Below are 18175 nucleotides of genomic sequence, written 5' to 3' on the forward strand. Positions count from 1 at the left end.
GAGGAGACGACGGATGAACGACAGCATCAGCACCCTGGACGAGCTTTTGAGCGATCCGATGGTCCTGCTTGTGATGGAGCGCGACCGTGTGCGCCCGGAACAGGTGCGCATGCTGCTTGAGCGGGCTCGCCGGCCTTCCCTCGATGAACCGGTTGTCCCGCCGGCGCATGTGATCGCCAGGACCTGCCAGAAACTGTGGCTGTGCCCCTGAGTAGCCTTGCGATCTTCCATGAACATCATTGGCCGGCCCGTGGGCCGGTTTGGATGCGGGTGGCGCGGCCCGCAAGCGTATTGCAATGTGTCCGCCGCCACGCGACGCTATGACGCCCGTTCGGGCCGCCAGCTTACAAATCCGTAAATTGATTCTGCGCCGCATAGCGGTATGGCTTGCCCGGCATTGATCGCCGCCGATCGTGCCTTCGCAAGTCCGATCCCTCCCGCATGGAACCGACATGGCTGATATCTGCACGCAAGGCGTCGACACGGGCTTTGTCGGCCTTGGATTTGCCAAGGTCGCTTTCCTCGGCCTTGTGCAAGGCATCACCGAACTGCTGCCGATCTCCTCGACCGCCCATATGCGCATCGTGCCGGCTGTGCTTGGCTGGCAGGACCCGGGCTCGGCTTTCTCCGCCGCCATGCAGCTGGCGGCCCTTGCAGCGGTGGTCAGCTACTTCTGGGGCGACGTGAGGGATCTCCTGTTTGGATCACTCGATGCCCTCACGCGCCGCGATTTTGCCGACCGGCATTTCCGTCTGGCGCTGTGGATCGTGCTGGCGACGATCCCCATTGTCATCGCCGGCGTGGCGCTCTCGGGCGTCCTCAACACCTGCAATTCGCCGTTGCGCAGTCTGAGCGTGATTGGCTGGGCCTGCATCGCCATGGCGGTCCTGCTGGCGCTGGCCGAGATTTTCGCCCGCCACAGGCGCACCGTGGGCGAAGCGTCGCTCGTCGACGCGCTCCTTGTCGGCGTCGCCCAGGTTGGCGCGCTTATCCCGGGCGTCTCTCGCTCTGGCTCGACCCTGACGGCGGCACTGGGGCTTGGCTTCAAGCGGGCGGAGGCTGCGCGTTTCTCGTTCCTGCTCGGGCTGCCGGCGATCGCGCTCGCCGGCCTCAAGGAATTGTGGGAACTGCACAAGGCGCATCTCGACGCCCATGGATGGTCGGTTCTGGGCGTGGGACTGCTCGTGGCCTCGATATCGGCCTTCTTCGCCATCTGGGGCCTGATGCGCGTGCTCGAACGCTTCTCCGCCTGGCCTTTCGTCATCTATCGCGGCGCGCTCGGGGTCGTCCTGCTGCTCGGCGTGGCTATGGGATGGCTAGCCTAGGCCGAACCGGCACGCTTGCGGTGTTGCGCTGCTGCAACCGCCTGGAGCGCATCAACCCATGCCCGAAGATGTGATCGGACGCCTTCATTGACTTCGGGCAATGTCCGCCCTTAACGTTCTGTTAACAAAAAACAGATGGCGGAGCCGCATGGCATCCTCGTTGGGTTTGCGCCGCAAGGCGAAGGGGCTGGGGCTTGCGATTGCCCTGATTGCTTTCTGTTCGGCGGCGAATTCCGCCTACGCGGCTCCCGCTTCCATGGTCATCGGCGGCTCGACCTCGCAGCCGATCGGCCACTATGATTTTTGCAAGATCCATGCCGCCGAGTGCTCCATCCGTTCACCCGACAGCGAGCCGGAACAGATGACTGGCAAGCTGTTGCGGGAGATCAGTGCCGTAAACCTTTCGGTCAACACGCGCGTCAAGCCGATGAGCGACATGGACAATTACGGCAAGGAGGAATGGTGGGCCTATCCGGACAATGGCTTCGGCGATTGCGAGGATTACGCGCTGGAAAAGCGGCGTGAGCTCACCAGCCTGGGCATCGCCATAGCCAATCTCCTGATGACGGTGGTTCGCAAGCCGGATGGCGAAGGCCATGCCGTGCTGACGGTACGCACCGACAAGGGCGACTTCATCCTCGACAATCTTGTCGACAAGGTTCGTCTCTGGAACCAGACGCCGTATCGCTATCTGAAAAGACAGGCGAGTGACAACACCGGGCGCTGGGTCTCCATTCTCGCCGGCGAAGAGAAGCTGGTCAGCGCCGTCAAATAGCCGTCGCGGGCCGTCCCCGGGCCATAGTCCACGCTTCCCCTGAGCAAATCCTTCATCGTACCGGCAAGCGGTGCTATCCACGACAACTCGTTGGAACCGACAATCCGGAACGCGCATGGATTTTTTGACACTCCTGCATTCGGCGCCCTTGTTGCTGACTTTGGTCAAGGCCGCGTTGCCGCACGCGCTTGCCACGACAATGGCGTTCGGCCAGTGGTTCGCTTCGGTGCCGCCGTGCCGTGACGTCGCCTTCGAGGCCGGCAGCTTTCTCGTCTGCGAGGTCGATCCAAAACTGTATTCGATCGAACTGTTCTGGAAAGATCAGGGCGGCAAGCCTTTTCAGTCGCTGCACAATCTCGACAACGCCCAGCGCGCGGCCGGCCGTACCATGCTGTTTGCCATCAATGCGGGCATGTATCACCCCGACCTCAGGCCGGTCGGCCTCTATGTCGAGCGCGGCCGGGAAATGGCCGGTGTGAAGACGGGATCGGGCAGCGGCAATTTTTCGCTGCAGCCGAACGGCATCTTCTATATCGGCGGCGGCAAGGCCGCGGTGCGGGCGACCAGGGACTTCGTCAGGCAGCGGCCAGCCACCGACTATGCAACGCAATCAGGGCCGATGCTGGTGATCGACGGCCAGCTTCACCCGAAATTCCGGTCCGACGGCACGTCGCGCAAGAGCCGCGATGGCGTCGGGGTGCGAAAGGATGGCGTCGCCGTCTTTGCCATCTCGAATGGCACGGTGACATTCCACGCCTTTGCCCGCCTGTTTCGCGACGCGCTCGGCTGCGACAACGCACTCTTTCTCGACGGCACGATATCGAGCCTGCTCGCTCCGGCCATTGGCCGCAACGACGACTACTGGAACCTGGGGCCGATGATCGGCGTCTTCAGGAAACGAGGCTGATGCATGGCGCCACCCCCTAGGTCCGGGCATCGCGCCTGCCGCGCAGTCTTATGACAATGACGGCCACGATGATCGCCGCCGCTATGGCCGCCATCACCGCCAGCCCGAACAGGCTGGTCGCGTCGAGTTCGGGCAGGCTGTCGGCCCCTTTCGCCACCAGCCAACCAGGCGACAGCACGACCGGCGCCCAGATGATCGCCGACAGGATGTTGGCGATCTGGAAGCGGCGTCGGTTCATGCCCATCATGCCCGCGACCAGCGGTACGGTGGCGCGGACCGGGCCGAAAAAGCGGCCGACGAAAACCGCGGCGAAACCGTAGCGATGGAAGAACAGGCGCGCCCTGGCGATCTCGCGGCGATAGCGGTTGAGCGGCCATTTGTGGACGACGCCGCGCCCAAGCCATTTGCCGAGAAAATAGGAGATGGTGTCGCCGAGCGCCGCACCGATCATCGCGGCGAGGAGAACGGGCAGGGGTTGGACGATACCGGCGCCCACCAGGCCGCCGACGATGATCAGCACCGTGGTGCCGGGCAACAGGATGCCGACCAGCACCAGCGATTCGCCGAAGGCCAGCAGCCCGACCACGAGGCCCGCCCAGGCCTGATGGTTCTCGATGAAACAAACGCTTTGGTCGATGAACGACTGCACGCAAGCTCCTTTTGAAAGTGTTCCTCAGCTGCCGCTGTCGAGCAGGCTTCTGAGTTCGTCGAGCTTGTCGTTGACGAGCCAGCCGCGTGGCCCGGCGCCTTTTCAAGAATTTTGGGAACGCCGGCGCAAACGCCGCATACCGTTCTCAACAGCCACATCATGGCGCTGTCAAGGCTTGGCCGGCCCGCCGCCGGCGACTGTCTGAAAGGGGCCACAGCTATGGTAAAAAACTTGATTCAAACTTTATTGGTAATTTCTCGTTCATAACTGGTCTGGTTGTCCGTCGGCCGTCGCCTTCGGTCTGTTGTGTTTGAGTACAGGTCCAGATGCGGTTATCAGGCGTCATCAGTTTCGTGATCGCATCGCTGTGCCTTGCCGGCTGTTCGTCGACGTCGGGCATGGACGCGCTCGACATGCAGAAGCCATCCAATGAAACGACCAGTTCGGTGGTGCGGCCAAGCGCGCCGATCGCGTCCGTTCCGGTGGCCAGGGCAAACGCGGCGCGCAAACGGGTTGAGGTTGCGTCCGCGGACGACACCGCTCGCCCCTTTGGCCTGGCGGAGGAAGAGACGGTGGCGTTTCCCGCACCCGAACTGCCAGACAGTGTCGAGCCGCCGATCGAGGAGGCTGCCCTGGTGTCGCCACCGAAGCTGTTGTCGCGGGCGGCACCGGCCATGCTCGCAGGACCGGTCACGCGCTACGGCTTCCGCGATGCCAAGCCGATCAATTTCGGCCGCTCGTCGCCCCGTCACCTTGCCGTGCACGGTGTCGACGTGTCGCGCTGGCAGGGCGACGTGAACTGGGAAAAGCTGCGCGCCCAGGGCGCCAACTTCGCCTACATCAAGGCAACCGACGGCGGCGACCATCTCGATCCGATGTTTATGAAGAACTGGCGCGGCGCGCAGGCCGCCGGGCTGAAGCGTGGCGCCTATCATTTCTTCTACTGGTGCCGTACCGCTGGCGAACAGGCCGACTGGTTCATCCGCAACGTGCCGAAGGTCGATGGTGCGCTGCCGCCGGTGATCGACGTCGAGTGGAACGGCGACTCCAGCTGCCAGCGCCGGCCGTCGCGCGAAAAGGTGCTGGAGAAGATGCAGGTGTTCATGGACAAGCTGGAGCGTCACTACGGCCAGCGGCCGATCATCTACACGTCGCCCGACTTCTATCGCGACAACCTTCAGGGCGCCTTCCCGGACTATCCCTTCTGGCTGCGTGCCGTGGCCCGGCATCCGTCGAAGGTCTATCCCGATCGCAAGTGGCTGTTCTGGCAGTATTCCGGCTCCGGCCTGTCGCATGGCGTGACCGGTCGCATCGACCTCAACGTCTTCCATGGCGATGAGCGGCAATGGCGCGCCTGGGCCGGCGGTGGTGGCCGGCAGATGATGGCTGACGCGGACTAGGCAGCGCGACTAATGGGCGCGCGAGCCGGAAGCTTCGCCGCGGGGCGCCTTGCCCGAGTGCCGGCGCGATTCGTCGAACGTGGCGAAGGCCAGAATCCCGGAAAATAAGCCGAAGCTGATCAGGACCGCCGCGATAACCATGATGTCGTAGCTGGGCACGTCCGTTCTCCGTTTGATGATTGCCATTGCCGGAGAAGACAGGATGAACGCAGGCAGGGCCTTGATCTGAGTCAACCAAGCCATTGAGGCGGCGCGCGATCCATTCATTGCTGCGATGGACAGACCTGGATTCGAATGCCCGGACCGTCGCCATGCGTCCGTTCAAGGCAATCCCACCGGGGTAACGAGCGGAGATGGCGCGCCTGGGCGGGCGGCGCGGGCCGGCAGATGATGGCCGACGCGGATCAAAGCGCTGGTTCGGATTCTTATTGCAGCTGAGCGCTGCGGCTGTTGCGTTCCTCGCTCAGCCGCAGCGCCGTCCTCAACCCCATGATCTCGGAAATCGCCGCGTCGATCATGGCCAGAAGCGTCAGCGTGTCGTGCTGGCTTGGATCGGCCCTGACATAGGCAAGCTGGTTCACGATGTCCTTGTCGTCGTCGGCTTCGTCGTTCATGTCCGTCTCCCGACTTGCAGCCTCGCGAAAGTTCCCGGCCCTTTTTAAGCCGATCGCCTCAGTCGTCAAATTACGCTTCAGCAATTCAGTGCGCGTGAGGCGCCGGCATTGGTGTTTTGCGAATAAGCGAGACATTGCCGCCGCGGTGCTGTCTAGTGCCGGTTCCTGTACTCCGGGGGGATCAGGGTGGAGCTCCAATTTCTGCTTGTCGGATTTGCCTGCGCGGTCGCCGGCATGTTGTCGTTCATCACCTTCGTGAAATGGCGGGAGGTGCAGGCCCTCAGCCACTGGTTGCCGACGCCGGGAAAGATCATTTCGTCGCGCGCCGAGGCGCGTGAGGTGAGAGTCTCGGGCGTTGGCCCGGACAGCAATGACACCACCGAAATCCGCAATTTTCCGGCGATCACCTTCGAATACAAGGTGGGCGGCAAGACATTTCGCGGCTCGCGTTACAGTGTGAAAGAGAATTTGGGAAATTTCGAAGTCGCTGAAACCCTGGCGCAGTTTCCGCGCGGCGCCGAGGTGACTGTCTTTTACAATCCGGCCGATCCGAGCAAGGCGGTGATCGAGCGCACCTTTCCCGATGGCGCCTTCAAATTCATGGCCAAGCTGTCGGCGGGACTGGTGATCGGCACAGTGGTTCTGGTGTTTTCCGTTGGCGGCGTCCTGGAGGGGATCAGGCCGCATCTGGCCAAGCCGCAGAATCTCGGGGCGGCGGCGCTGCTGTTGTTCATGGGCCTGTTCGTCCTGCGCATGGGTTTCGCCCAGAAGGCGCTTGCCAGGCAAGCGGTGCAATGGCCGGTCGCCGCCGGCCGCATCGATGCGTCGGGCCTGCAGACGATCCGCGCCAATGGCAGCTATCGCTGGCGCACCGTCTTTCGGTCGCGCATCGTCTACAGCTATGGCGTCGCCGGACAGCGCTACAGCGCCGATCGTGTCACCTTCGGCGTCAGCGTGACGGCCTCGCTGCCCGGCCTCGTCAGCGGCCAGGCCAGGCGCTATGCCGAAGGCAGCAAGGTCGACGTGCACTATGACCCGGCCAATCCCGCCTCGGCGGTGCTCGAATGCCGGGTGCGCGGGCTCTGGCTGCTGTGGGTTTGCTCGCTGGGCTTTCTCGGCGCCGCCGCCTGGCTGGTCGTTTGAGGCGCGCCTGCTTTCATGACGAGGCATTCAATGATCACTGGCAAACCGGCCTTGTTCTTCCTGGCTCTGCTCGGCGCCGTGCAGGCAGCGAGCGCAAAAGAGTGTCTGTTGAGCCACGCCACCTATCGCGAGCCGCGTTCGGGTGCGGTCATGCAATTCCGGCCGCTCCACAATGAGCCGGCAGCGCTGACGGCCGAAGTGTTTTCGCTGACCGTGCCGAAGACCGATATAAGCCTGCCGGCCGACATCACCTGGACCAATGGCAGGAATTCATTTCCGCTCGGCACTATCCGCCACACCTGCACCGACGACGACCGCGAGGCGGGGCTGGAGGATGGCAGCGGGCTGTGCCGGATATGGATAGGCCAGGTCTATGCCTTGACCGGAGGCGGCGCCGAGCAGCTTAACTCGCGCGAAGCGACGCCGGCGCCGAAAGGGCTGTTGCTGCCTGATTTCGGCGCTGCTTTCACCGAATTTGCCGACTTCGCCAAAGCCAATCGGAACGGCTCGGCATGGGACGCCTTCACTTTGGCGGGATGCAGCGATGAATAGCGTCATGAGATCGTTCGCTTGGGCCTGCGCGCTGTTTGCATCAGCGACGATATCAGCTGCAGCACATGCGGATGAGCCCGCGCCGTCGCGCCCGCCGATCGACAAATGCGTCTGGGAAAAAATGACCGACAAGACGGTCGGGCTGGCCGCCTGGGTGCAGCGCTGCGATTTCGGCTTCCGCCAGATCCATTTCGAATTCGTCGGCAACGCACTTGCCATCAAATACAGCGATGGCGGTGCGGCCGATCCTCTGGTCGAGGTGTTCGACATCAAGTCAGGCGAAACCGCCGAAGCCGCAGTGCTACGCCTGTTGCTGGAAAAGACCGACAAGGCCGTCAGCGCCCGCTGTGTGCTGGCGCCCTACACCGAGGGCACCGTGCCCGTCGGCGTCAAACGCTACACATTCAGCCCTAATGCCGCCTATGCGAAAGAGCTGAAGGCGCTCGCCAACCCCGACGAGGTTCCCGAACCGCCTTGCGGCGACTGGGGCGAAATGCCCGACGGCATCCAGTATTTCGAGGTGCCGGCGGGTGAGGGGCGGAAAGTGCTGTTCGTCCGCATCGGCCAGGACGAGCCGTTGTTTGACGAGCAGACGTTGCGGGTGTTGCCGGCGGGTTAGGCGCCGGCAGTCAAAGTGCGATCAGGAGTGCCTCTTGTCTACTCCTACAATGGGAAGGGATTGGGCGCCGGATGGCGGCAGTAGCATCACTGCTTTTTTGCTGGCGGCTGCCGTATCCTTAGCATTTCAATTCGTTTTGAAATTAGAGCCGCTGCCGAAGCGATATTAGTAGGAGTTCCGGTAAGCTGCGAAAGTCTGTGGATGTCTCGGCGGTACTCAAAAGCCACAAATGGCGGAACTAAGAAGTTTCTCGCGAATATATCGGCCTGATCCTCGACACTTTCGAGGGAGTTCATGTTTGTGAGTTGTGGAGTGTAGCCCAGAAGATCTTTCTGTTTAGCTCCATCTATATGCGCATGCAAAAGCAGGTGTCCTAACTCGTGCGCAAGTATTCTGCGGCACTCTTGATCTCCATCGCAAGCACTATCGTAGATTGTCTCTCTTACAAAGATGCGCGGTGGGTCATTCGTCGCATATGCGGTCTTATCCAGCTCAATATCTCGCCGAATCATCAATTTGAAATCGGGTAGAATCTCTTTCAGCTTAAATTCTAGGATTTCAATTATATCAACGTAGAGTTTGTCCGATATGCCGAACGAGCCTCTAAATTGGCGGGCACGTTCGGCGATGTCGAGTTCACTCAGCTTTTCAGAATTAAAGCGATCCAGGGACTTCATCGTATCCTCCTGGCCGCGCTGTGGTTTAGGCCTTCGGTCGTGGACGGGCCTCGGCGGCTACTTGCGGCTTCGGGCCGAGCATAGCGATCAGATACTCATGCGGCACCCCAAAAAGTGCCGCGAGCTGATCCAGAATGTGATCTGTCGGCCAAATTTCCCCGTTTTCCACACTGGTGATGTACGCACTGCCTGCGCCAATGAGCTTTCCGAGTTGATTTTGTGACCACCTCTTCTCGCGGCGGGTGCGTTCAATGAAAGCCCCAAATTTTTCTGGACTGCCGTTCTTCATGAAAGTCTCCTAGGATTCTGTCGGGACCCTCAAAGTTTGCCTCGCATCGTCGTGTAACTATTTGAAATATCTCAATATGTTATACGGAAATGCCTCACGAATTCAGGCTTTAGACACAACAGGACGCCTCGCTTTGGACACGACAGTGCGCCTCACTTGTGGTGGGGTACAAAAAAACCCGGCAGGCGCCGGGCTTTGTATTGATGGACGTCTTGGATCAAACGGACGGCAGCGAGTCTCGACGATAAAACCTCGTGCCGATCGTTTCGCGGTCGAATGCCAGCGGGACGCCGGCCTCTTCGAGAGCCGACTTCAATCCGCTGAAATGAACTCCGCGTTCCTTTGCGAGCCGAATGAGCGACACATAGGTTCTCATGAATTCATCGAGGTCGGCTCGCATCACCAGTTTCTGCGGGCAACGGTTGACGGGATTGATGCCAACCCTGGATGGGAGATGGCCTTGCGCGAGGAGGGCGGTAAGAACCTGAGTTGCTACGCCGAGGCTCTTTTCAGTTTCGCGGAGGGACAATCCGCCATGCTCCTCTCGCCGCACCAGTAGACGAACCTCGTCCGGATCAACCAGAAGAGAAAGGAAACCATTCTCGGTCGGCAACTTCCTCGTGCGCGTCAGTTTCCCTTCCAGCTTAAGCCTGACGATCTCCATGACAGCGCAGCATGCTTGCTTTCCGGCATTGAGGAGATTGCAGAAACCGGCGTCCGCCTCGCCAGGTTCGTCGGCGCCGGCGAGGAGGCGCTCCAGGAAATCATCCAGGTCGACCTTCGCAAAATTGTAGTGCATAAGAACCCCATCATCGTTCTCGATCACGGGTCGCACGAAACCGTTTTCGAACAAACCCCGGTCGTGTGGTCGGGGCGCATTCAGATACTTCGCTGCCGCCGTCATCGGCAGCGCGTCGAACACGCGCCGGATGAACGTGCGGCCTTCTTCGGCATCGAAGAGCACCTTGTCATCATGGACAGATCGTCTCGTTTCATCGATCAATCCACCAAGAAGGAGCAGCTTTCGCAGGCGCTTGGGATGAGTCTCGAACTCAATCGATGCGGTTCGCACGGAATGCAACTTCCGGGTCGATACTGGTCTTCCAAAAATCTCGTCCCCGGGACCGAGCGGCATGGTCTCGATCGAATGGCGCATGATGATGTCGCGAAGCGGTTCATAGGCATCGTCGTCAGACTCGTGGGCGAGCCAGTCGTACAGGCGGCCGAATGCAGTTTTGGGACCGGTCAGCAGTCTCCTGTTATTGCACTTCGACTGGAGCAAATTCAACAACTCGCAAATGGCAGGCTCGCCGTGCCGCGCGATCTCGAATCCGCGTGCCCCGGCGTCATACAGCTCGTCTTCGCTCAATGCCGAGATCTTGACCTGGGGACCATGAACCGCGACCGCGCCAAGGATTTCACACGCTTTCGCGGCCGCATCGTACCGCAAGCCTTGGAGCCAGGGAGCATCGTCTCCACCGCCGCCCAGACGGTCGAGCAGGTAGCCTTCTAGTTCCGAGAGCGACCTCGCGGAAGCCGAGTGGGCCAAAGCTTCGATCTCGCGGATTCTCGGTTCGACGGACCTTGTGAAGTCGTGAATCGTGTGAGGGCTCAGGTCATAGCTTAGTTCGATCAAAGCAGCTTCGTGAATGGGGCAGGTCCGAACTGAGGCCAGAATCCAGGTCGCTCTCTGGTAGGGCCTGGCTACCTCCGCACAGGAGAGGGATCCAAGGTCATCCCGCAGGCACCCGGCGCACGCGCGGATTCGTCCGCGGAGAAGGGACGATCGCCGCATTGCATGCCCTTTGAACGTGTACGTCCGGTCGCCCTGACGGACAATAGCGGACCGAGCCAAAGCATCAGGATCGACGCGCGAGCGCCCGGCGAGCTTGTTTAGTGTCGCTTGATCGCCGTCAACGACACCCTGGAACGTGAAACCCATGTCGAGGCAAAAGTCTCGGCCAGAGCGGCGGTTGAGGTAGGCGATCCTCGAGCAGAGGCTTGAGGGCAGCTCATCGTCCCCGAGCGGGACCGTCATGTTTACAGGCAACTGACCCATTACTTGTTCCTCACGTCGCGCGGCTTCTTTGAAAGCTGTTCCGGATCAAGGTCGTCATTCGCCTGATCGGCAGCATCCAAAATCATGCGGGGATCGATCCGGTGCCAATCCCGTGCAATGAAAACATTGGCATCAGGCCCGCAGCCGGCCCTCGCTGCATATGCTCTTGCGAAGTGCCCGATCCTTACGGCACCATCACCAGACCGGAGAGCCTCCTCAATTGCATCCTGCGTGAACTCGATTGCGGTTCCGAGCTGATTAAGCGAAGCGTGGATTAGCCTCGCGATCGCTTCGTCATTTTCCCGATCGACGGAAAGCCCGGCTCGGTCTACGACGAACTGCCGAATCATTTTGTCGATCATTCTTGCATCGCGCGGAAACTCGATCGGCTCAAAGCGGACAAAACGGCTCCGCCGCTTGATTTGGGTGTCACCTTGGAAGAACTTGGCAACCATCGGAAGGCCGGACAGGATCAGCCATACGGGCCAATCCTTTTGCTGGACGATGTTCTTCAACGTGTCCCGAACCTTTTGCAGCTCATACGCGTTGCCGTCTTTAAGCGCGTGCTGCAATTCGTCGATGTGGACGATTCGCACTCGGCAGTCTCGCAGTCGCTGCCGAACCAATGCCCACACGACATTCTCGCGTACATCGCGCTCGAGCTCATATCCGAGGGCTGCCAGGAAACTATTGCCAAGCTGTTTCAACGTGCAGGGAGATGGCGCGATCACAGTGATCGAGCTGCCGCCCTTTTCCAGGTCTGCCAATTCGCGGCGGCTTGCGAACAAACGCTGCAGCGATCTGGTCTTCCCGGCTCCGCTTTCTCCCAGCACGGAGACGATGCGCCCCTCCGCCAGACGACCGACCCTTGATTTTCCTTCCGCCCGACGGCTGTGCACACGCTGGTAGCTGTCGAGAAGCCAATCGACTTCTGCCTCCAACAGTTGGTCACGCGGCGTCTTAAAGTACGCCGAAAGGACTCGATCCATGACCGCGTCTCGCGCGTCAGCGGCTGACACTTCAGTATTCTCGATATTGTTGACGTCCATTTTCAATCCTCCATAGACCAGATGTCGTCATCGGATTGTTCGTCCGGCGCGTTGCTTTCGGGATTCGCCGAATCCCTGCGATCTAACGGCGAGGGCGGCACGGCAGTTGGTGGGTCCTCAGGGGTGTCTTCGGCCACCTCAAGGAAATCCCCGTCCTCCTCGGTCCCGCGCTCGATCCTCGAGCCGAGTTCCAGATGGCGCTCCAGTTTCGCGAGTTTCTCGCGAGTGTAGGTGGGCGGATCAAGCTCGGCTCTTGTGATGGCCTTATCCGCAAGGTCCTGGATTTCGCTGAGTGCTTGCTGGACGACATCCTCCGTCATCGCTGCCTGGTCGGCATAAGTCCTGCGCAGCCGCTCGTTGGCCTCCTGCCAGTCCTTGACGGATACGCCGTTCATTCCCTGCCGTTGACACTCGACAGTGAGCCAGCCTTCGGGGAGACGGACGGAAATGTGACCGAGATCCTGTTGGTCGACACGGATCAGGACAGGCTTTTGGCCGATCTGGCGGCGGCGCCTTGCCAGCTCATCATCCTGATACTGATTGCCAAGGAATTCGATCCCTTCGTTGGTGATCCGCCTTTCGAGGGTCGTCCCGAAGATGTCACGCATTTGGTCGGGATCGGGGGCAGGCGTCACGCCCCAGTCCCTAACCAGCCGGAGCCATGCGTTGCGAGGCGTCTCCCCGCCGAGACCGCCATGGGGTTCGTTATGATAGACGTCGACGACATAGCGGATGAGCACCTTGGTCAGTTCTTCCACGTCGATCGTGACTCGGGCGTCGGAATCGTACTCGCCCTTGACGACGCTGTTCTCGAAAGTTCGGCCGTCGAACCGCGCGATCACCTGAGTGTGCATGGTCGAAAACACGCGCTCGATCCTGGCACGCATCTGGGGCATGCCAACCGGGGCAAACATGACCTCGGAGCCGAGGTCAGTCCCGGCGCCCCGGAATTCGTAGCTGAACCACGACGAGCCCGTGTCGGTGGAAATGGTGTCGGGCGTGCCGCCCATGTCCCAAGGAGTCTTGCAGCCTACGGCCATGGCAAGGGCGCGCTTGTCCGAGACAGTCATCTGAAGGGTAGCCACCGCGGAGTTGGCCGAGGGAGAGTCGGAGATGACGCGGATTGCCAGAATGCAGCGCGTTGCGGCATCGATCGCGACAGATACCCACACCCGGACCTTGGCAGCGGCTCGCCTCACGTCCCTGGGAAGCTTGCTCCAGATGCTTGCGTCCATCAGCAGCGTCTGAAGCGATACGCACCACTCGTCCATCTCGACACGTTCCAGCGGCAGCCGAACGTCGAGACCTCCTCGAACGATGTAGAATTTCTTCTTGGCCTTCTCCTCAGACTCCCTTCCTGCATAGACAAAATACGAGTCGAGCTTGGCAATTTCCCGGTCAAGCGCCCTGCGGCTTGGCAACGTCAGCGGTGCAACGCCATTTTTCAGGAGTTCATCGTTCTGTTTTTTGATCTCCCTGACGAGATTGGAGTAAACCAAGGCTTTGCTTGGCTTGCGCGCGTCCGCAAACGTTGCGGCAAAATCCTTGAGAAGCTGCTGCACCTCGTCGACCAAGCGGGGCTGACGGTTGCCGCTTCGGCCATAGTTGTCGCGCAGGACCAGCGCATCGAAATTGCAGGCCTCGTACTTGCGCAGCCACTTCCGGAGCATCGTCGGGCTCGGCGGACTGCGCAGCACCAGACTGCTTCCGCACCGTCCGCTGCTGGCTTGACGTTCTGTTTCGGTCCTGGCGATCTCCCCGTTGATCGTGGCGATGGCCGGCCGCATGGCAACGTCGGAGCGACTCGTCTCCCGAGCTGCCTCCATACGCAGGAAACGATCACAGATATCCTTGCGCCAAAGCACCTTGCCGCGCTGTTCTTCCCCGAGATCATTGAGCTGGACCTCTGGCTGGCCTCTGCTCGAGGCGAGCCGAGTAGGCGAATTGTGATTGCGGAAAAGCTTGAGCTCCCCGGATTCGCGGAGCTGTTGGATTTCCTCATGGCTGAACCGTTCCGGCAATCCTGTCGCCATCCGGATGAAAACCTGAGAGAAGTCGTCGCTTGAGTGCGGCGCGTAATCGATCTCGCCAACCGCGATACGATCGCTCAAGCTGAATCGGAGCCGAGGCGCCGGGGAGGGGACTGTCTGGATTTTCTTACTGCTGTTGGTCATGCTGATCTCCTGATGGCTGCTTCCGCCTGACGCGGATCTGGGTGTCGCGAGTGATGTGGCCCGTCCCGACGGCTTCAATGACGCCGTCAGAAATCAGGCAGAGGACTGCGAGAAGGCCGGCAGGCCCCGGTGCCGTGACGTGGATGACTTCCGCGATCGTGGCCGCCCCCTGAAGGGTCAGGACGCAAGCTTTGACGACCGCGATGTCGGCGGGAATCCGACTGCGCACTGCCCGATGGACAAGCCGGGCATTTGCGGCGCGGATTCGCGTGATCTGTCGCCCAGTCCGAAGGACAATCCGGTCAGCTGAGCCGGGGGGCGACTGCTCCCGAATGAGGGTGAGCGTTTCCTCGATTCCGCTGGGGCCGACTCTGTGTTCCGGCTTGACAGCTACCGCTCGACGTTCGCCGCACGTCATGCGCGCTTCGAAGTCAAAGGTGTGCTTGTGCCCCTTGCCGTTGCGGTCGACGTAGTCGATTGCGCGCGGCTGATCGCGCACGTCGGAGACATCGGGGTGAGCCATAAGAATGTATGCGGCGTCGCGTTCGAGACCGCTTTCATAGACGAGTTTCCTGTTTGTCCTTGGATTCACGATGCTTCCCCTGCAAGAGCCTCTCGAACGCATTTTGAAGTTGCGGCTGGTCAGCGAGTCCGACGGTGGAATGAAAATCCGGCCCGATCTTCTGGCAGTCTGAGATGGCTTGGTATGGATAAGCCCCCGCCCTCGGTCTCACCGCCAACCTCCTGATCGGGAAGTGAGGAGCCTCGGGTTTCGGTCGGACTAATTCCGGAGCGTGGAGTCTTGATATCTTTGGTCATGGCATAGCTCTCCTGTTCTCGGCGGGCTGCCGAGCTAGTCGTCGGGAGATGCGATAGGCTTCCCGAAGCGTTGATCGAGCAGACGGAGGTCCGCTGAGATCAGAGCGCTATGCGGTTGTGTGCGTCGGCGATCCGGGAGGCGGACTTGGCATATCTGGCGTTCGCCAGGCCGCAGCAATTCAGCGCGTCCGCCGGGGCGGCCAACGCGTCGAGAGCGTGCGGACGTCGCAAGTGGGCAGCGGGTGCCGCCGGCTCAACCATCGGCAGACCATCTGTCCGTTTAGGAGAAAAATGATTAGAGACGAGCTGTTTGCTCACGACGAAGATCCTTCCTGGCTAGATAAACAGGCTAGCTGGGGAAGGACGAACCGACGCCAATGTCTAAGACATTGGCGTGAAATCACACCGATGGCTTAGACCTTGGCTTTGTGGCCGTCCTGCCCAACTATCGATATGAATTTCATCATGGAATTCGGTTCCTCTGTTCCGGCAGGATTGGTGCCGGGATCGGCGTTTTGACGTTGAAGGATTGAGATCTGGTTAGGAAAACTCGTCAAATTCGATAGGATCCGAACTTCTTCGATCGCGATATCGAAATCCTTGTCCATGCGGCCGGGATGCTGTGACAGGCGGCATCCAATGGTGTCCAGCGCAATCGAGCCTTGCGCAATTCGCGGGAGGTTCCCCATCCGTCGCCAGCCAATGGCGTTAACGGACCTGACGTCGCGTCGGCCGGAATTTCTGCTTGCCAGTCAGGTTCTCAGTTTCTCACAGGATCTATGCCACCGCTCGCCGCTGCTGACCCCCCTCGCGTCTTGGTGAGGACGTAAGCCAGAAAAGGCCCGCGGCGCCGGTTGACGTCAGCAACCCGGCGCCTGACGCTTTTCTCTTCGAGAAGAGAAAGGTTGCGCGATGGAAAAGACGCCAAGGTATTTCTGCAGTTTGACCGAGGATGAAAAGCTTATTGTCCTCGATGGCCTCGAGAGATCCGGCAGTGTCAGGATGATGGCCAACGTCTTAAAGGGGAATTTCTCGGATCTGGCGACTTCGGCGTCGGAGGACGTCAGGGCCAGGTATGCACGATGGCAGGAGGTCGCAAAGAAGGGGCTGGCCATCGAGGCGGAATGGGGCGAGGGGGCTCTCCTGAACCTTAACGATCCGGTCTTCGCGGACATGCGAGCACGAGGACAGATGAAACCGGTCCGCGTCCGAAATGCGGAAGCGTATGCTGCAATTCATCCGCCGGCTGAGTTCAGTTCTGCGAGCTTTTTGAAGGCGTGAATCTGGGTGCCGACCACTGTGTGCCGTACCCTCGTGCTAGCCGGAATCACAACAAAGGTTCCCTTGCTTTCGTCCGGCGCCTTTCCATCCTCTGTTAGCTTCAGCTGGAGGTAGATCTCGCCGTCTTCGCTCATATCGACCAGACGCTCGTGGTACTGGTTGATATGGCCGCGTTCCTCGTCTTCGTTGGTATGGTCAGGATGTTCCACGGGCATACTCAAACTCCTTCCAAGGATTTATGCGTCGGCAACCGGTAATCCTTAAAGCATTGCATTTTCGTTATCGTGCTCGTCGCGATGTAGGATCTACGCGTCTGAAGCAGTCAATCTTGTCTATGCCGTGTATGATCGGGATGTAGGTGAATTCGGCGTGGAAGGTTCTTCCGATAGACGACAGTCTCAGGAAGTCGCTATCCAATTGAACGAGGAACGTTCCGGCGCTCGGCCTGACGGTGCCCCCGACACGACCCGACGCAACCAATCCAAGCGATACTTCACGACCTTGCACCGAGGAATCAAATGCCCCCTTCGACCGAGCCGCCGATTTTCTTGGACCGTTTCCGCGATATTCTAAGGAGCCGAGGCGAGACCGCCGCGCAGTCACCCGAAACCAGTCTGGCGAGAAGAGACGGGGATGAACTCTTCTACACGCCGTTCGAGCATGTGAATCCGAATGCCAGTCTCGCCGTGGTCGGCATTACTCCCGGCCCCGAGCAGCTGAAGCTTGCCTACCGAATGTTTGGCAGCCGTCTGAAAGTCGGACAAGCGGACGAGCAGATTCGGTTGGAAGCCAAAAAGCAGGCTGCGTTTGGCGGTAGCTCAATGCGTCCGAATCTCCTGAAGATGATGAGGCATTTCGGCCTGGCCGGGATTCTGGAAATCCGTGATGAAGAGCAGCTATGGGGAGACGAGGCCGAACTGTTCCATGCGACCTCGGTCATTCCGCACGCAGCCTTCAGGAACGGCAAGATGTTCGCCGGAAGCTTCGACGACGTTCTCCGGTCGGACGTGTTTCGCGAGGGGTTCGAGCGAGATTTCGCTTCCTCGCTGCGTCTGATGTCGGACCGGACCCTGTACATCGGCTTGGGTCCGACGCCTCTCGCCGCTCTGGACTGGTGCGCGAAGGAGGGGCTGATCCGCAGCGACCAGGTTCTCGGCGCCTTTGCCCATCCTTCAACGAGCGCGGGCAGTCAGGTCGACGTGTACCTGGGACTGAAATCGCCGGACGACCTGAGCGGAGGCGACCCCGTCCGGAAACGGATTCAGTTTCTCCTTCCGGCTTACGCTCGGATGAGAGCGGCGACAGATGCACTCCGCAGGAAACACAGCCTCGCGTTGGCACCACCGTTTCCACGACCGGATGGTGCCGCCCGACCTACGCCAGCCATTGCCGCCAATCCTCCGAGGGAAAAGACAACCGGGGGCCAACTGTCAAAGGGACCGACGAGCGACCGTGGTGCGGGAAACCCCTTACGCGACCTCATTCAGGCGGAGATGGACCATGATCCGCGGCTTCTCCAGCATCCCGACCGCAGGATCGGCGGTACCAAGAAAATCGCCATCTACAATACGACTAACGGCCGGACATTGGCTCTGGACAAGACTTCTAGCGGCAAGCAGCCGATATGGACCCGGGCTTCTGATGTCGGGCACGACTGTTTTCCACACATTGCGGGAGAAGCATATCCGGTCGAAAGGGGTCGTAACTCCAACCTCAATGTTCCGGAGCTTAAGGGGCGGGCGTTGAGCCGCTTTTATCCGCAGACATTCGAAGAGGCGAAGGCCATCATTGACTTGGTCTGCGAACGAGCCGCGATCTGTTCCGGTTCTTGAGTCAGCCTATA

General features: G+C 60.3%; 22 protein-coding genes. 10 read left to right on the forward strand and 12 right to left on the reverse strand.

What is annotated here, in order from left to right; genetic code table 11:
* Positions 1–13: 13 nt before the first annotated feature.
* The 4 genes from EN824_RS11740 (at position 14) to EN824_RS11755 (ending at position 3007) form a co-directional block, all read left to right on the forward strand.
* Positions 14–211, forward strand: a complete 198-nt coding sequence (locus EN824_RS11740; RefSeq protein WP_127276118.1) for a hypothetical protein — start codon at positions 14–16, stop codon at positions 209–211.
* Positions 212–452: 241 nt separating this feature from the next.
* The gene (locus tag EN824_RS11745; RefSeq protein WP_127276116.1) at positions 453–1325 is read left to right on the forward strand and encodes an undecaprenyl-diphosphate phosphatase; all 873 of its coding nucleotides are present in this window, start codon (positions 453–455) and stop codon (positions 1323–1325) included.
* A gap of 148 nt (positions 1326–1473) precedes the next feature.
* A complete protein-coding gene (locus EN824_RS11750) occupies positions 1474–2100 on the forward strand; it encodes a transglutaminase-like cysteine peptidase (RefSeq protein ID WP_127276114.1) in 627 nt (208 codons plus the stop codon).
* Between the two features lie 115 nt (positions 2101–2215).
* A complete protein-coding gene (locus tag EN824_RS11755) occupies positions 2216–3007 on the forward strand; it encodes a phosphodiester glycosidase family protein (RefSeq protein ID WP_127276112.1) in 792 nt (263 codons plus the stop codon).
* Between the two features lie 16 nt (positions 3008–3023).
* Here EN824_RS11755 and EN824_RS11760 read toward each other — a convergent pair whose 3' ends face one another.
* The gene (locus EN824_RS11760) at positions 3024–3656 is read right to left on the reverse strand and encodes a DedA family protein (RefSeq protein WP_127276110.1); all 633 of its coding nucleotides are present in this window, start codon (positions 3654–3656) and stop codon (positions 3024–3026) included.
* 326 nt (positions 3657–3982) lie between these two features.
* Between EN824_RS11760 and EN824_RS11765 the strand changes: the two genes are divergently transcribed.
* Complete coding sequence (locus tag EN824_RS11765; protein ID WP_127276108.1) at positions 3983–5056, forward strand: GH25 family lysozyme; 1074 nt, start codon at positions 3983–3985, stop codon at positions 5054–5056.
* Positions 5057–5065: 9 nt separating this feature from the next.
* Here EN824_RS11765 and EN824_RS35205 read toward each other — a convergent pair whose 3' ends face one another.
* Together EN824_RS35205 and EN824_RS11770 are read right to left on the reverse strand one after the other, a co-directional pair.
* Positions 5066–5215 carry a hypothetical protein gene (locus EN824_RS35205; RefSeq protein ID WP_189522159.1) on the reverse strand — a complete coding sequence of 50 codons (150 nt, stop codon included), beginning with the start codon at positions 5213–5215 and terminating at the stop codon, positions 5066–5068.
* A gap of 266 nt (positions 5216–5481) precedes the next feature.
* Positions 5482–5670, reverse strand: coding sequence for a hypothetical protein (locus EN824_RS11770; RefSeq protein WP_127276106.1), 189 nt, complete (start codon positions 5668–5670; stop codon positions 5482–5484).
* A 186-nt stretch (positions 5671–5856) separates the two neighbouring features.
* Between EN824_RS11770 and EN824_RS11775 the strand changes: the two genes are divergently transcribed.
* From EN824_RS11775 to EN824_RS11785, 3 genes are all read left to right on the forward strand, one after another.
* Entirely contained in the window at positions 5857–6813 is a 957-nt protein-coding gene (locus EN824_RS11775) for a DUF3592 domain-containing protein (RefSeq protein WP_245464271.1), read from the forward strand.
* A 30-nt stretch (positions 6814–6843) separates the two neighbouring features.
* On the forward strand, positions 6844–7365 hold the full coding sequence (locus tag EN824_RS11780; protein WP_127276104.1) for a hypothetical protein: 522 nt from the start codon (positions 6844–6846) through the stop codon (positions 7363–7365).
* Between the two features lie 121 nt (positions 7366–7486).
* On the forward strand, positions 7487–7984 hold the full coding sequence (locus EN824_RS11785; RefSeq protein WP_245464270.1) for a hypothetical protein: 498 nt from the start codon (positions 7487–7489) through the stop codon (positions 7982–7984).
* A gap of 86 nt (positions 7985–8070) precedes the next feature.
* Here EN824_RS11785 and EN824_RS11790 read toward each other — a convergent pair whose 3' ends face one another.
* The 8 genes from EN824_RS11790 to EN824_RS11820 all read right to left on the reverse strand — a co-directional run bounded on the left by EN824_RS11790 (position 8071) and on the right by EN824_RS11820 (position 15740).
* Positions 8071–8661, reverse strand: coding sequence for an ImmA/IrrE family metallo-endopeptidase (locus EN824_RS11790; RefSeq protein WP_127276102.1), 591 nt, complete (start codon positions 8659–8661; stop codon positions 8071–8073).
* A 25-nt stretch (positions 8662–8686) separates the two neighbouring features.
* Positions 8687–8950 (reverse strand): helix-turn-helix transcriptional regulator, encoded by a 264-nt coding sequence (locus EN824_RS11795; protein WP_127276101.1) that lies wholly within the window; start codon positions 8948–8950, stop codon positions 8687–8689.
* Between the two features lie 217 nt (positions 8951–9167).
* A complete protein-coding gene (locus EN824_RS11800; RefSeq protein ID WP_245520970.1) occupies positions 9168–10586 on the reverse strand; it encodes a hypothetical protein in 1419 nt (472 codons plus the stop codon).
* A 422-nt stretch (positions 10587–11008) separates the two neighbouring features.
* The gene (locus EN824_RS11805; protein WP_135932276.1) at positions 11009–12058 is read right to left on the reverse strand and encodes an ATP-binding protein; all 1050 of its coding nucleotides are present in this window, start codon (positions 12056–12058) and stop codon (positions 11009–11011) included.
* Positions 12059–12060: 2 nt separating this feature from the next.
* Positions 12061–14232, reverse strand: a complete 2172-nt coding sequence (locus EN824_RS11810) for a Mu transposase C-terminal domain-containing protein (protein WP_135932277.1) — start codon at positions 14230–14232, stop codon at positions 12061–12063.
* The gene (locus EN824_RS11815) at positions 14216–14824 is read right to left on the reverse strand and encodes a hypothetical protein (protein ID WP_135932278.1); all 609 of its coding nucleotides are present in this window, start codon (positions 14822–14824) and stop codon (positions 14216–14218) included. Before EN824_RS11815 ends, EN824_RS11810 begins: the two co-directional genes overlap by 17 nt.
* A gap of 326 nt (positions 14825–15150) precedes the next feature.
* Positions 15151–15369 carry a hypothetical protein gene (locus tag EN824_RS35615; RefSeq protein ID WP_210236361.1) on the reverse strand — a complete coding sequence of 73 codons (219 nt, stop codon included), beginning with the start codon at positions 15367–15369 and terminating at the stop codon, positions 15151–15153.
* 95 nt (positions 15370–15464) lie between these two features.
* Positions 15465–15740: a hypothetical protein gene (locus tag EN824_RS11820; protein ID WP_135932279.1), complete on the reverse strand. Its 276-nt coding sequence runs from the start codon at positions 15738–15740 to the stop codon at positions 15465–15467.
* A gap of 223 nt (positions 15741–15963) precedes the next feature.
* Here EN824_RS11820 and EN824_RS11825 point away from each other — a divergent pair, with 223 nt between their 5' ends.
* A complete protein-coding gene (locus tag EN824_RS11825; RefSeq protein WP_135932280.1) occupies positions 15964–16332 on the forward strand; it encodes a hypothetical protein in 369 nt (122 codons plus the stop codon).
* On the opposite strand, the gene EN824_RS11830 is transcribed toward EN824_RS11825, so the two are convergent.
* Entirely contained in the window at positions 16287–16547 is a 261-nt protein-coding gene (locus EN824_RS11830) for a hypothetical protein (RefSeq protein WP_135932281.1), read from the reverse strand. The genes EN824_RS11825 and EN824_RS11830 overlap by 46 nt on opposite strands.
* A 303-nt stretch (positions 16548–16850) precedes the next feature.
* On the opposite strand from EN824_RS11830, the gene EN824_RS11835 reads away from it, so the two are divergent.
* Positions 16851–18164, forward strand: coding sequence for a hypothetical protein (locus EN824_RS11835; RefSeq protein ID WP_135932282.1), 1314 nt, complete (start codon positions 16851–16853; stop codon positions 18162–18164).
* Positions 18165–18175: the final 11 nt, after the last annotated feature.

It is taken from the genome of Mesorhizobium sp. M8A.F.Ca.ET.181.01.1.1, from assembly GCF_004792025.1.
GTDB lineage: Bacteria > Pseudomonadota > Alphaproteobacteria > Rhizobiales > Rhizobiaceae > Mesorhizobium.